This window comes from Pseudonocardia sp. NPDC046786 (genome assembly GCF_040645415.1).
Classification (GTDB): Bacteria; Actinomycetota; Actinomycetes; order Mycobacteriales; family Pseudonocardiaceae; genus Pseudonocardia; species Pseudonocardia kongjuensis.
On record NZ_JBEYYF010000021.1, the window covers coordinates 32023 to 45525 of the forward strand.

Sequence of the window (13503 nt, forward strand, 5' to 3'; positions counted from 1 at the left end):
CGGGACCGGGCGGGGCGCGGACGCGCGGGCTACCGTCACGATCATGAGCAACTCGGATGCCGCCGTCGCCGCCGGCCGTCTCGCCCGCGGCCTCGAGCCGCTGCACGCCCAGATCTACTTCGCGCCCGAGGCCGAACCCCGGTTCGTCCGGGCGGGTCTCGACGAGGGCCGGATGACCTACTTCGCTCCTCGCGCCGCGCCGATCGGGGCGGTCGGGCCGTCCACGGTGGCCGCGACGTTCTACAACTTCTCGCCCCGGCTGGTCGCCGCGTCGATCCCGCGTGCCTGGGACCTGGTGTCGCCCGCGGACCTGGTCGCGGCCCGGTTCGAGGTCGCCGACGCCTCGCTGCGCAGGCTGCTGGGCGACGACGGCGTCGGTTCGCCGGAGGTCGCCGAGGCCGCGGGGATCGCCCGCACCGCGGCCGAGGCGGTGACGCCCGAGGGCCGCCCGCTCGCCGCCGCACACCTGGACCTCGAGTGGCCCACGGCCCCGCACGTGGTGCTCTGGCACGCGCTGTCGATCCTGCGTGAGCACCGCGGCGACGGGCACATCGCGCTGCTCACCGCCGCCGGGCTGAGCGGCCTGGAGGCGCTGATCACCGCGACCGCGACCGGCACCGGGTTCACCGTGCCGTTCGCGCGGGCCAGCCGCGGCTGGTCGCGGACCGAGTGGAACGACGGCGTCGCCCGGCTCGCCGAGCGCGGCCTGCTGGAGCAGGCGGCCCCGTCCGACGACGCGGTCGATCCGGTCCTCACCGAGGAGGGCACCGCGCTGCGCAAGCGGCTGGAGGACGAGACCCACCGGATCGGGGCCGCTCCTTGGGCCGCGCTCGGGAGCGAGCGCGCCGCGCGGCTCGGTGAGATCGGCGGCGGGCTGGTGCGCATTGCGCTGGCGAACGGCGCGTTCCCCGCGGACGGGGTGTTCGCCGCGCCGAGGCGCTGACCGGCAGCGGAACGGGCGGCGCCGACGCCCGTTCCGCAGCGGAATGTCGGTATCCCCCGCTATGGTGCACAACGCAACAGGGTGCGCCGCGCAACCGGTCCGAACCGGCCCGGCCGTGGCACCCGGGGGAGGAGTGTCCGGTGCTGGAGATCAGCGGGCTCGAATGGGCGATCACGATCGGCGTGATCGTGGGGCTGCTCGCGCTCGACCTGCTTCTCGCCTGGTGGAAGCCGCATCGCGTCGGCTTCGCCGAGGCGAGCGCCTGGTCGGTCTTCTACATCGCGATCGCGATTGCCTTCGGTGTGGTCTTCGCGATGGTGCACGGCTGGGACTTCGGCACCCAGTACTTCACCGGCTACATCGTCGAGAAGAGTCTCTCGGTCGACAACCTGTTCGTCTTCGTGATCATCATGACCACGTTCGCAGTGCCCGAGGAGCACCAGCACAAGGTCCTGACCTTCGGGATCGTGCTCGCCCTGATCATGCGGGCGATCTTCATCGTGGTCGGCGCGACCCTGCTGTACCTGTTCTCGTTCATGTTCCTGCTGTTCGGCCTGCTGCTGCTCTGGACGGCCGTCCAGCTCTACCGGCACAAGGACGAGGAACCCGACGTCGAGGACAATCTCGTGGTGCGCGGCGCGCGCCGGCTGTTCCCGGTCACCGAGAACTATGACGGCGGCCGCCTGTTCACCCGGGAGAACGGCCGCCGGGTCGCCACCCCGATGTTCATCGTGCTGGTGGCGATCGGCGGGATCGACCTGCTCTTCGCGCTCGACTCGATCCCCGCGGTGTTCGGCGTGACGCAGGAGGCCTACATCGTCTTCGTCGCGAACGCCTTCGCCCTGCTCGGCCTGCGCGCGCTGTTCTTCCTGGTGAAGGGCCTGCTCGACCGGCTGGTGTACCTGTCCACCGGGCTGGCGATCATCCTCGGCTTCATCGGGGTGAAGCTGGTGCTGCACTGGGCACACGTCGACATCTCGCCCTCGGTGCCGGAGATCCCGACCACGCTCAGCCTGGTCGTCATCCTGGGCATCCTGGCGATCGTCACCGTCGCGAGCCTGATCAAGACCCGGAGCGACCCGGGGATGAAGGCGAAGCCGGGGTCGCTGCGGGCGCGCAAGGAGCGCACCGAGCAGCAGAACTGAGCGGCCGGCCCGGGCCGGGCCTCGGGATCAGGGCAGGCCGGGGCCGCCGAGCGGGGTGACCTCGATGTACTCCGGCGGCGCCGCCAGCAGCTCCAGCACCGCGCCGAGCCCGGCCTCGCCGATGTCGCGGTTGAGCGCGGCCTCGGACGCCGCCGGGTCCGACCACACCTCGGTCACCCAGACGGTGTCCGGCTCGTCGGGCGCGGCGTTGACCACGTACGCCAGGCAGCCGGGCTGGACCGACATCCCGTCGGCGACCCGGAGCAGCGCCGCGGCCAGCTCGCTCCCCTGTCCCTCGACGGCCACCATCCGGACGTACCGGCCCACCCGCTCGCTCGTCTCCACGGGCGCGACCGTAGACGGCGGCCGCCCCGGCCGGTCCGGCCGCCCCGGCACCCCGGCGATTCAGGACCGGAACTGTCCGCATCGACGGGCACACTGGTCCGGTGATGGAGACTTCGGCGCGGCTGCTGCGCCTGCTCGGGCTGCTGCAGGTGCCCCGTGACTGGACCGGGCCGGCCCTGGCCGCGCGGCTCGAGGTCGACGTGCGCACGGTCCGCCGCGACGTCGACAAGCTCCGCACCCTCGGCTACCCGGTGCACTCCACCCCCGGCACGACCGGCGGCTACCGGCTCGGCGCCGGTGCCGCGCTGCCGCCGCTGCTGCTGGAGGACGACGAGGCGGTCGCCGTCGCCGTCGGGCTGCGGACGGCCGCGGGCGGCACCGTCGCGGGCATCGAGGAGACCTCGGTGCGGGCGCTGGCGAAGCTGGAGCAGGTGCTGCCCAACCGGCTGCGCCGCCGGGTCACCGCGCTCGGCACCGCCACCGAGACGCTCGCCGTCCGCGGCCCGACCGTCGACGCCGACGACCTCTCCGCGCTGGCCGCGGCCTGCCGGGACCACGAGCTGCTGCGGTTCGACTACGTCGCGGCGGACGGCACGCCGACCCGCCGGACCGCCGAGCCGGAGGGGCTGGTGCACACCGGCCGCCGCTGGTACCTGGTCGCCTGGGACACCGGGCGGGACGACCGCCGCACCTTCCGGGTGGACCGGATGCGGCTGAAGCTGCCCGCCGGGCCGCGATTCGTCCCGCGCGACCCGCCGGAGGGCGGGATCGCCGCGTTCGCCCAGCGCGGGATCACCAGCGGGGTCTACCCGTACCGGGCGCGGGTGCTGCTGGAGGCGCCCGCCGAGCAGGTGGGGGAGTGGGTGACCCCGGCGTCGGGCACCGTCACTGATCTCGGGGACGGGCGCTGCGAGCTCGCCGTCGGCGCCTGGACGCTGGACTCGCTGGGCATGTGGCTCGGCTCGTTCGGGGTGGACTTCCACGTGCTGGAGCCACCGGAGCTGGTGGAGCACCTGGACGTGCTGGCGGCCCGCTTCGGCCGGGCCGCCGCGGCGTCCCGCGGCGCCGGGATCACTCCAGCGGAAGGACGATGATCCGGTCGTCGTCGGCGGTCGGGTTCCCGCGGCCGTCCCGGTTGCTGGTGGTGATCCAGAGCGCCGAGCCGTCCGGGGTGGCGGTGACGCCGCGGAGCCGGCCGAAGTCGTCGTTCAGCAGCTGTTCGGGCTCCCCGACGGTGCCGGCCGCGCCGTCCCCGGCGCCGATCGGGATCCGCCACAGCCGCTCGCCGCGCAGCGCGCCCATCCACAGCGAGCCGCCGGCCTGCGCCAGCCCGCTCGGGGACGCCTGGTCGACCGGCCAGACGAGCAGCGGCTCGGTGTAGGCGTCGTCGATCGGGGGCTCCTGGGGGCCCTCGACCTCGGACCAGCCGTAGTTGCGGCCCGGCTCGATCAGGTTGATCTCGTCGGCGGTCCGGGCGCCGAACTCGGTGGCGAACACCTCGCCGTCCGGGCCGAACGCGATGCCCTGTGAGTTCCGGATGCCCAGCGCGTACACCTCGGTGCCGAACGGGTTGCCCGGTGCGGCGGCGCCGTCCGCGGTCAGCCGGAGGATCTTGCCGGCGAGGTCGTCGGGGTCCTGCGAGCGCGACCGGTCGCCCGCGTCGCCGGTGCCGACGAACAGCTCGCCGTCCGGGCCGAAGACGAGGGCGCCGCCGTTGTGGGTGAACCCGCTGGGGATCCCGTCGATCACCGTCTGCTGGTCGGCGCCGTCGATGGTGCCGTCGTCGGCCATGGTGAGCGCGACGATCCGGTTGCCGTCGGCCGCGGTGTAGTAGACGAGTACCCGGTCGTCGGTCGCGAAGTCCGGGGACACCGCGATACCGAGCAGGCCGCCCTCGCCCTGCGGGGTCACCTGGTCGACGACGCCGAGCGGGGTGAGCTCGCCGTCGGGGGACAGCCGCAGGATCCGCGCGGTGTCCCGCTCGGTGACCAGCGCGTCGCCGTCCGGCAGGAACGCCACCGCCCACGGCGCGGACAGTCCGGTCGCCAGGATCTCGGGCTCCCCGGCGGTGGCCTGCGGGAGCAGGCCGTCCGCGGGTGCGACCGAGGCGGAGCTCAGCTCCGGCCCGTCCGGGGTGTCCGCCCCGGGCTGCGGTTCCGCGCCCCCGCCGGTGCATCCGGCGAGCAGGGCGAGCGCGGCGACGAGCGGGACCCCGGCGCCGAGCAGGCGCGCGCGACCGGATGGAACGGGCATACCGGACACCGTATCGGTGATCGACAAACCGCACCCGGCAGCGCGGTCCGGGCCCCCTAGTGGTACCCGGGGGCGAGCAGCGGCAGGGCGACCTCGTCGACGATGCCGGTGACCACGTCGTCGGGCACCGGGGTGCCGTGCACCAGGGCGTGGAACCGGAGCATGGTCGGCGCCACGTCGAGCATCCGGTCGGTGATCCCGGACATGTCGAGCTCGCCCCGGTCGTGGGCACGCCGCACGACCTCCGTGACCAGCCTCCGTCCGCTGCGCCGGGACAGTGCCTGCAGCGACTCGACCCGGTCCGGCCCGGTGAGCAGCTCGCCGAGCAGCCCGCGCAGCGCCTGTCCGAGCGGCCCGTCCAGTGCGGCCGCGACCGATCGCAGCGCCGCCAGCAGGTCACCGCGCAGCGAGCCGGTGTCCGGCGGGCGCTCCGGCTCGGGCATCACCGAGCGGGCGGCGTCGAGCACCAGATGTGCCCGGTCCGGCCAGCGCCGGTACACCGACGCCTTCCCGGCCCCGGCCCGGGCGGCGACCCGCTCGACGGTCAGGTCCGGGTAGCCCCGCTCGGCCAGCTCGGCCAGGGTCGCCTGCAGGATCTCGGCGTCGAGCTGCGGGCCCCGGCGGCGGGGCCGGTTGCGGTGACCGCTGCCGGGTGCGGCGCCGTCGGGTGTGGCGCTGCCGGTCTGTCCGGTGTCCATCCGCTCAGCCTGCCCGGCCGGCGTCGGTGCTCGTGTGGGTGCCGGCGTCGGCGACGGTGCCCGCGTTCCCGTCGACGGTGACCAGCTGCCCGTCGGTCAGCACCGCGGTGCCGGTCCCGGTGCCCATCACGGCGGCGATCCCGTACTCCCGGGCGACGATCGCGGCGTGCGACGCGGCGCCGCCCTGGTCGACCACCACGGCGGCGGCCCGGGAGAACAGCGGTGTCCAGGACGGGTTGGTGGCCGGGCAGACCAGCACGTCGCCCGCGGTGAGCCGGGCGAACCCGGCGTGCCCGTCGACGATCCGGACCGGCCCGGTGACCCGGCCGCCACCGGCGGGGGTGCCGGTCAGCAGGACGTCGTCGTCGCGGGTGCGGTCGCCGAACAGCACCGCGGGGGCGATCAGCGGGCTCCCGGCCAGCTCGTCGCGCCGGGCGGAACGCGCCGCGACCAGCCCGCGGAGCGCACCGGCCTCGGTCGCGGACAGCACGTCCGGCGCGGGGAGCCGCTCGATCTCCTCCCGGCGCAGGTGCAGCACGTCGGCCGGGTCGTCGAGCACGCCCGCCGCGGCCAGCCGGGACCCGATCTCGCGGACCGCGCGCTGCAGCGCCGGCAGGGTGCGGGTGCAGTGGAAGTGGGTGTCCTCCCGAAGGGCGACGGCCGCACGGGCGTCCTCGACCAGGCGGTCCAGCGTCCCGATCCGGCGCCGCCCGACCAGTGGGTGCGCGAGCAGCCTGCGCCGCGCCCGCCCGGCCCGGTCGATCCCGGTGGGTGCGGGTGGATCGGCGATGAGCGCGGCCAGCGTCGACAGCACCGTCGCCGGGTCCTCCCGCCAGGTCGGCCCGGACATCAGCAGCAGGCTGGTGGTCTCCCGGTGCCCGTACTCGGCGAGGAACGCGTGCAGCGCGTCCCGGAAGGCCGCCCAACCCGGATCCGTGGCGATCCGCTCGGCGAGGCCGGTGGCGTCGGCCCCGGAGAACGCGGTGCGCAGCGCGGGGGTCTCCCGCACCGTGGCGGCGAGCGCGTCGAGTGCGGTGTTCGCGTCGGTGGTGCGGCTCGGCCCGGCCGCCAGGTCGCCGAACAGTGCACCCGACCGCAGCGCGCCGAGGGCCAGCCGCAGCCGCAGCAGGTCCAGCCCGGCCCGCGGCAGGTAGTCCACCCGCAGGTCGGTGACCAGGTCCGCGGTCTCGGTGGCGCGCCGCGGGAGCCCGCGCAGCTCCGGCCAGTCCAGGGTGGCCGGGTCGAGCCGGTCGAGCTGCCGGACCTGCTGCTCGAACGCGGTGAACCGCCGGTCGGCGGTCCAGCCGGCCGGCCGGAACCGGCGCAGCCGCGGCAGCAGCCGTCGCGGCGCGCCGAGCACCGCCCGGGTCGGCCGCGGCGAGGGCGGCACGAACCGGTCCACCACGCCGTCCACCTCGGGCAGCACGTCCGTGAGGTCGAGGTCCGCGCCCGGGATCTCGGCGAGCATCCGGCGGACCATCCGGCCCGGCCCGGGGAGCAGCCACGCGCTCATGTCCATCGGGTACGGGCGGACCGGGACCAGCTCGGCGAACATCGGGCCGAGGAACCGCTGCCGCCGGTTCAGCCGGATCGGCGCCGGCGGCAGCGCGGTCATCGGCCGGGCTTGGAGCAGCACGAGCCGGCCGCCGTGCCGGGCCCACTCGACGTCCTGCGGCCGGCCGAAGTGGGCGGCGACCGCCCGGCCCAGGTCGGCGAGCTCGCGGTCGACCGGATCGGGGAGCAGCGGTCGCGGGGTGTCCCGCGGGTCCGGAGTGATCCGCTCGACGCCGCCGCCGGCCAGCTGGCGCAGCACGACCTCGCGCCGCCCGGTCCGCCGGGAGCGGATCACGCCGTCCGGTCCGACGACGACATGGTCCGGCGTGACCAGCCCGGACACCACCGACTCGCCGAGCCCGGCGCCGGCGTCGACGACGATCTCGTCCCGCGCGCCGGTCACCGGGTTCGCGGTGAACAGCACGCCCGCGGAGTCGGCCGGGACCATCCGCTGCACGACGACGGCGACGGCCGCGCCGGACGGGTCGATCCCGCGCCGCCGCCGGTAGGCGATCGCCCGGTCGGTCCACAGCGAACCCCAGCACCGCCGGACGGCGTCGAGCAGCGCCTGCTCGCCGACGACCCCGAGCAGGGTGTCCTGCTGCCCGGCGAACGCGGCACCGGGCAGATCCTCCGCGGTCGCGCTGGACCGCACCGCGACCGGGCCGGCGCCGAGCCGGCGGTAGGCGTCGGTGATCGCGTCGGCGAGTCCGTCCGGCACGGCCGCCGTGGCGAACCGCTCGCGCAGTGACTCGCCGTCGCCGGGATCGCCGGCCGCGACGGCGTCGCGGAGCGCCGGATCGTGCCCGACCACGGCCCGGTGGGCGGCGGTGGTGATCACCACGCCGTCCGGCACCGGGAACCCGGCCCGGACGAGCTCGCCGAGGTTGGCGCCCTTGCTTCCGGCGACGGCGAGATCACCGCTGCCGAGCGCTCCGAGCGGGACGATCCAGCGGTCCCCGGTGTCCGGGACGGACGGATCGGGCCGGGCCGGTGTCGGTCGGGTCATCGGGTGGTCCTTCCGTCGGGTGGGACGGGCGCGGTCCGGGTGCGGCCGAGCCGTCGCACGTGGGGGTGACCGGGCGGCGCGAGTGTGGCCGGGTCGCCCGACCGGGGCCGGTGGCCGTCCCGCCGGGCCGGGTGCGGAGCGGGACGGCCGGCACGGCCAGGGCGGCGATCCCGGCCGCCACGGCCAGCACGGCGCTGCCCACCTGCAGGGCGTGCCCCGCGGTTCCCGGATCGAGCAACGACCCGCCCCCGGCCGGTCAGCAGCGTGCCGACGACCGCGACGCCGAGGGTCGCGCCGATCTGACGCAGGCAGGTGACGGTGCCGGTGACCGAGCCGAGCTCATCGGGGCCGGTGGCATTCTGCGCGACGAGGACCATCACCTGCACGACCATTCCGGCACCACCACCGAGCAGGAACAGCACGGCGACGAGCGGTGGCAGCGGCGCACCGGGCCCGAGCGCCGCGAGGGTGCCCAGCGCCGCCGCGCAGCCCGCGGCGCCCGCGACCGGGATCGCTCGGTAGCGGCCGGTCCGGGTCATCCGGCGTCCGGCGAGCGTGCCGAACAGGGCGGCACCCGTCAGCAACGAGACGAGCGCCGGGACGCCGGTGCCGCGCCCGGTGAGGAGCCGAGCCGGCAGGATGGGGGCGGGTGCGCGGCGCGTGCTCACCCACCAGCCGATGGCGGAGGCCGCGGCGAGTGCCGCGGCGGCGGGTGCGGTCCACGGCGGCAGCCCGCCGGTCCGTCCGAGGGCGGCGCCGCACAGCACGACCGAGAGCGACAGCACCGCGAACGAGGCCGATCCCGTGACGTCGAACGGCCGGTTCCGGGTGGCCCGGGGGCCCGGGGCCCGGGGGAGGCCGCGGAGCACCACCAGGGCGGCCTGGGCCCCGACGATCAGCGCTCCGGCGCCCAGCCCCTGCAGGAAGCGGCGCCCGTGCCGGTCGCCCAGCGCACCGGACAGCAGCATGGTCGAGGTGGTCGCCGCCAGGAACGCGGTGAGCACGGCCGGCACCAGGTGCGGTTGCCCGAGGTCGCGGGCGATCACGGCGAGCGCGGCGGTGAGCAGCGTCTGGTCCAGTGCGCCGAGCAGGGCCAGCACCATGACCGCGGCGAGGGCCGCGACCGGGGGCCCGGTGCGTGCTCCGGCCATCGCGACTCCCCGGTAGTGAACGCTGCGTTCCCCCAGGCTAGCGCGGGATCATAGGGAACGCAACGTTCACTATGAGGCCAGGTTGGCGTGCACCCGCCCGACCGGCAGCCCGTGCCCGAGCACGTCCACCCGTCCGGCCGCGGACAGGGCGGGGCCGCCCGCGCCCCAGCCGTCCAGTACCGCGGCGGCCAGTACCGGCAACGGCCGCACCGCCCCGTCCAGCACCGTGACCGCGAACGCCCGGCCGTCCGGCAGGGCGGCCGCCAGCACGCCCTCGGCGCCGTCCTTCGCGACGAGCCCCGGGACCGCCTCGGCGAGCCGGGTGACCGACCGGTCGGTCCCGCCGACCCACCACGGGTGCGCCCGCATCGCGGCGGCGACCCGCCCCTCCGGGGTCCCGGGAGCGGCGACGGCGATCCGGCCGAACGCGCGGGCCAGCCCGGCCGGGGTGCAGCCGAACAGCGGTGCGCCGCAGCCGTCGACGGTGGTGACGTGCGGGTCGACGCCGGTCAGGTCGGCGATGGTGGCCCTGACCAGCTGTTGCAGCGGGTGCCCCGGATCCCGGTAGCCGCGGACCGGCCAGCCGGCGGCGACGCAGCAGGCGAGCATCGCGGCGTGCTTGCCGGAGCAGTTCTGCAGCAGCGGCGACGGCGCGGTGCCCGCGGCCCGCGCGATCGCCGCGGCCTCGGTGCCCAGCGGGAGGTCCGGGGTGTTGTCCAGGTCGGCGTCGGTGAGCCCGGCGCCGTCCAGGATCCGGCGGACGCCCGCGACGTGTCCCGGTTCGCCGGAGTGCGAGGCGCAGGCCAGCGCGAGCAGCTCGCCGTCGAGATCCAGCCCGGCGCGCAGCATCGCGACCGCCTGCACCGGCTTGAGCGCGGAGCGGGGGAGGAACGGGGTGTCCGCCCCGCCCCGCCCCGGTAGCGGGGCGCCGTCCGGACCGACGACGGCGAGGATGCCCAGGTGCACCGACTCGACCTCACCCGCCCGCTCGACGTGGGCCAGCGGGACGGCGCCGGCGAGGACGGGCGGGACGGCACTACCGGTGGGGCGCACGGGACGACGCTACGTCGTCGACCGCCGGGTGCCGCGCCGGCGGTCGGCGCCGGCCGACACGGTCCGGCGGCGGCCGGGATGTGGCTGGTCGGGCGGCGGTGGCGGGTCCGGCGTGGCCCCGGCGCCGTCGTCAGGCGGGCGGCGGGCCCAGCCGCGGTGCGCGCTCCAGCTCGGCCGACGGCCGGACCGGCGCCGGCCCGTAGGCGTTGCGCCGGGCCGACCGCTTCCGGACCGCCGGGATCCGGGACAGCAGCCGCAGGAACGACGGCGGGGTGACCGGCCGGCCGCGCTCGCGGGCCCGGGCGACGGTCCGTTCCACCCGGACCTGCTGGTCCTGCACGGTGACGATGGCCGGTTCCCGGTCGGCCTGGACCGCGGCCAGCACGTCCGGGCCGGGGACGCCGCCGCCGCGCAGGGCCGGGACGAGCCGGTCCGCCGCGGCGAGCGCGTCCTGGCAGGCCATCAGGATCCCGTTGCCGCCGACCGGGGAGATGACGTGCGCGGCGTCGCCGATCAGCAGCAGCCCGGCCCGGTGCCAGACCGGCACCCGGGGAGATGTCCACCGACAGCAGCGTCGCCGCGGAGAGATCGGGGAGCAGCGCGGTCCGGTCGGCCAGCCACGGCACCCGGGTCCCGACCTCGCGCCGGACGTACTCCACACCGCGCTCGCGGAGCTCGGCGTACCCGCCCTTGGGCAGTGACAGCCCGACCTGCCAGCGCCCGGTCACCCGCGGGTCCGGCGGGTCACCGGCGGGTACCGGGCCGCCGAGCAGGCCGACGTAGTGCCGTTCGCCGAAGAAGAGATCGACGTCGGCGTCCGGCGGATCGGTGGCGTACTGCGGCAGTGCGAACCACAGAAGGTCGGTGGTGGCGCCCTGGGACTGCGCGGTCAGCCCGGCCAGGCCGCGGATCGTGGAGAACCGGCCGTCCGCGGCGACCACCAGCCCGGCCGGGATCTCCTCGCCGTCGCGCAGCTGGACGCCGCGCACCGGATCGTCCGCGGTCCCGGTGCCGAGCAGCCCGGAGACGCCAAAGCCGGTGCGCAGCTCGAAGGTCTACAGGGTGGCGGCCTCGGCGGCCAGGAAGTGCAGGAACCGGGCCTGCGGCATCAGCGCGACGTAGTTGTAGGGGGTGTCGAGCAGGCCGTAGTCGGAGGTGGGGGCCCGGCCGCGCGGGGTCCGGAAGCGGAACTGGAGGGCCTTGATGTGCGGCAGTTCCAGCAGTCGTCCGGCCAGGCCGAGCCGGTCGAGCAGCTCCAGGGTCCACGGGTGCAGCGAGTCGCCGCGGAAGTCGCGGTCGAAGTCGTGGTGGCGCTCCAGCAGCGTCACCGGCATGCCGGCGCGGGCCAGCAGGTAGGCCAGCAGCATCCCGCCGGGGCCGCCGCCCGCGACGACGGTCCGGACCGGTGTGTTCACGCCCGCAAAATTAGCTTGCTGAGCGAGTGTCTCGTTCGTCGAGAGAGTTGAACCGGGGCAGTGGCCGCCGGCACAGGAAGGTCCGGGCCGGCGGCGGGTTGCGCCACTCGGTGGCGGTCTCGACGACCTCGTCGAAGTGCGCGTCGAGCAGCGCCCGCAGGTCACGCACCCGGTTCGGCAGCGCCATCCAGGTGATGATCATGCTCAGCACCCCGTCCGGGACCAGCCGGCGTGCGATCACCCCCATCACCCGCATCCGGAGGGCCTGCGGGAAGACCGCCCACGGCAGGGTGGAGACGAACGCGTCCACCCGCTCGATGCTGGCGTCGTCGAGGATCCGGTCCAGATCGGCGACGTCGCCCTGCACGACCTCCAGCCACGGCTTGTGCGCCCGCAGGTGGGCGACCAGCTCCTCGTCGATCTCGATCGCGAGGTAGCGGGCGTCCGGGCCGAGCCGGGCGCGGATCGGCTCGGCCAGCACGCCGGGCCCGGCGCCCAGCTCGACGACCACGCCGTTCGTCCCCTGTGGGACGACCTGGGCGAGCTGCCTGCAGAGCCGGCGACCGGTCAGGAACGGGGTCGCCAGCTGGTCCATCTTGGAGAAGGACCGCTTGAGGAACACGGTGTGGTCGGGGCGCGCCATGGGGATATCGTGGCATGTCGGGTGGCCCGGCCACCGGGCGTGCGGGTGACCGTGGCGGAGCATCGCCTCTCCCGGCGGGAGCGTCCCGTGCGGACGTGCCGCAGCAGGACGGCCACTCGGTCCAGGAACCCGGATCCCCGCCGGAGGTGCCGGAGACGACACCGGCCGCCCTTCCGAAGGAAGGACGGCCGGTGTGAACAATGGTGCGCCGTCAGGGACTCGAACCCCGAACCCGCTGGTTAAGAGCCAGCTGCTCTGCCAATTGAGCTAACGGCGCATGTGGAATTGTCGTGCGTGCGCCGTCAGGGACTCGAACCCCGAACCCGCTGGTTAAGAGCCAGCTGCTCTGCCAATTGAGCTAACGGCGCGTATTCATTTAGGGTGTCCGCCGGACCCGGGCGACTGCGACCCCGGAAAGCTAGCAGCAGACATTCCGGGGTCGATCGCCAGGTCGGCAACCGGGTGAGTGACGGGACTTGAACCCGCGGCCCCCTGGACCACAACCAGGTGCTCTACCAGCTGAGCTACACCCACCATGCGGACTCTCCCGGCCGTGGCCGGAAGCGCTGATACAGCATAGCCCCCGGGCCGGGCCCGGCCGCGCGGGGGTTCGTTCAGGCCTGCGCACCGCCCCCGGCCTGCGGATCCGCCCCGCCGGCGACGTCGGCGACGGACGCCGCGGCGGCCTGCGCCTGCTCGGTGGTCGGGCCGGGCGGGGCGACGAACAGCGCCTTGCGGTAGTACGCCAGCTCCCGGATCGACTCCTGGATGTCGGCGAGGGCGCGGTGCGCCAGGCCCTTCTCCGGCTTCGCGTAGAACACCCGCGGGAACCAGCGCCGGGCCAGCTCCTTCACCGAGCTGACGTCGATCATCCGGTAGTGCAGGTAGCCGTCGAGCTCGGGCATGTCGCGGGCCAGGAACCCGCGGTCGGTCGCGATCGAGTTGCCGGCCAGCGGCGCGCTGCGGGCGTCCGGGACGTGCGCCCGGATGTAGTCGAGCACCCGTTGCTCGGCCTCCTCCAGGGTCACCGTCGCCCGGCGGACCTCCTCGGTCAGCCCGGAGCGGGCGTGCATGTCGCGCACCACGTCCGGCATCCCGGCGAGCTTCTCCTCGTCGCAGCTGATCACGACGTCGACGCCGTCGCCCAGCACGTTCAGGTCGCCGTCGGTGACCAGCGCAGCGATCTCGATGAGCGCGTCCTTGCCGAGATCGAGCCCGGTCATCTCGCAGTCGATCCACACCAGCCGGTCCGTCATCGGTGCAGACTATGTGACTTCCGTTCGGGTGGCGCGCG

Annotated in this window: 13 protein-coding genes and 3 tRNA genes; 3 read left to right on the plus strand and 13 right to left on the minus strand. The window is 75.4% G+C overall.

The features are described 5' to 3' along the window. Window positions 1-43: 43 nt before the first annotated feature. Window positions 44-943, plus strand: a complete 900-nt coding sequence (locus ABZ881_RS22980) for a hypothetical protein (RefSeq protein ID WP_358487559.1) — start codon at window positions 44-46, stop codon at window positions 941-943. A gap of 140 nt (window positions 944-1083) precedes the next feature. Further along, window positions 1084-2088, plus strand: coding sequence for a TerC/Alx family metal homeostasis membrane protein (locus tag ABZ881_RS22985; protein ID WP_358487560.1), 1005 nt, complete (start codon window positions 1084-1086; stop codon window positions 2086-2088). Window positions 2089-2115: 27 nt separating this feature from the next. On the opposite strand, the gene ABZ881_RS22990 is transcribed toward ABZ881_RS22985, so the two are convergent. Further along, on the minus strand, window positions 2116-2433 hold the full coding sequence (locus ABZ881_RS22990; protein WP_358487562.1) for an antibiotic biosynthesis monooxygenase family protein: 318 nt from the start codon (window positions 2431-2433) through the stop codon (window positions 2116-2118). A 101-nt stretch (window positions 2434-2534) separates the two neighbouring features. On the opposite strand from ABZ881_RS22990, the gene ABZ881_RS22995 reads away from it, so the two are divergent. Further along, window positions 2535-3527, plus strand: a complete 993-nt coding sequence (locus ABZ881_RS22995) for a WYL domain-containing protein (RefSeq protein WP_358487563.1) — start codon at window positions 2535-2537, stop codon at window positions 3525-3527. Here ABZ881_RS22995 and ABZ881_RS23000 read toward each other — a convergent pair. The 12 genes from ABZ881_RS23000 to orn all read right to left on the minus strand — a co-directional run bounded on the left by ABZ881_RS23000 (window position 3505) and on the right by orn (window position 13465). Further along, complete coding sequence (locus ABZ881_RS23000; protein WP_358487565.1) at window positions 3505-4686, minus strand: PQQ-dependent sugar dehydrogenase; 1182 nt, start codon at window positions 4684-4686, stop codon at window positions 3505-3507. The two genes, ABZ881_RS22995 and ABZ881_RS23000, sit on opposite strands and share 23 nt — an antisense overlap. 56 nt (window positions 4687-4742) lie before the next feature. Beyond that, a complete protein-coding gene (locus tag ABZ881_RS23005; protein ID WP_358487567.1) occupies window positions 4743-5384 on the minus strand; it encodes a TetR/AcrR family transcriptional regulator in 642 nt (213 codons plus the stop codon). A 4-nt stretch (window positions 5385-5388) separates the two neighbouring features. Further along, window positions 5389-7947: a PEP/pyruvate-binding domain-containing protein gene (locus ABZ881_RS23010; RefSeq protein ID WP_358487569.1), complete on the minus strand. Its 2559-nt coding sequence runs from the start codon at window positions 7945-7947 to the stop codon at window positions 5389-5391. Beyond that, entirely contained in the window at window positions 7944-9098 is a 1155-nt protein-coding gene (locus tag ABZ881_RS23015; RefSeq protein ID WP_358487570.1) for a hypothetical protein, read from the minus strand. Before ABZ881_RS23015 ends, ABZ881_RS23010 begins: the two co-directional genes overlap by 4 nt. Before the next feature lie 69 nt (window positions 9099-9167). After that, a complete protein-coding gene (locus ABZ881_RS23020) occupies window positions 9168-10151 on the minus strand; it encodes an asparaginase (protein WP_358487572.1) in 984 nt (327 codons plus the stop codon). Between the two features lie 130 nt (window positions 10152-10281). Continuing rightward, window positions 10282-10698 carry an FAD-dependent monooxygenase gene (locus ABZ881_RS23025; protein WP_358487574.1) on the minus strand — a complete coding sequence of 139 codons (417 nt, stop codon included), beginning with the start codon at window positions 10696-10698 and terminating at the stop codon, window positions 10282-10284. Between the two features lie 508 nt (window positions 10699-11206). Beyond that, entirely contained in the window at window positions 11207-11566 is a 360-nt protein-coding gene (locus ABZ881_RS23030; RefSeq protein ID WP_358487576.1) for an FAD-dependent monooxygenase, read from the minus strand. Between the two features lie 10 nt (window positions 11567-11576). Continuing rightward, a complete protein-coding gene (locus ABZ881_RS23035; RefSeq protein WP_358487577.1) occupies window positions 11577-12209 on the minus strand; it encodes a methyltransferase domain-containing protein in 633 nt (210 codons plus the stop codon). Window positions 12210-12410: 201 nt separating this feature from the next. Further along, window positions 12411-12486 (minus strand) — tRNA-Lys (locus ABZ881_RS23040). An 18-nt stretch (window positions 12487-12504) separates the two neighbouring features. Further along, window positions 12505-12577, minus strand: a tRNA-Lys gene (locus ABZ881_RS23045). 93 nt (window positions 12578-12670) lie between these two features. Next, window positions 12671-12743: transfer RNA gene (locus ABZ881_RS23050), tRNA-His, on the minus strand. Window positions 12744-12823: 80 nt separating this feature from the next. Beyond that, window positions 12824-13465, minus strand: coding sequence for an oligoribonuclease (gene orn, locus ABZ881_RS23055; protein ID WP_344023554.1), 642 nt, complete (start codon window positions 13463-13465; stop codon window positions 12824-12826). Window positions 13466-13503 lie beyond the last annotated feature (38 nt).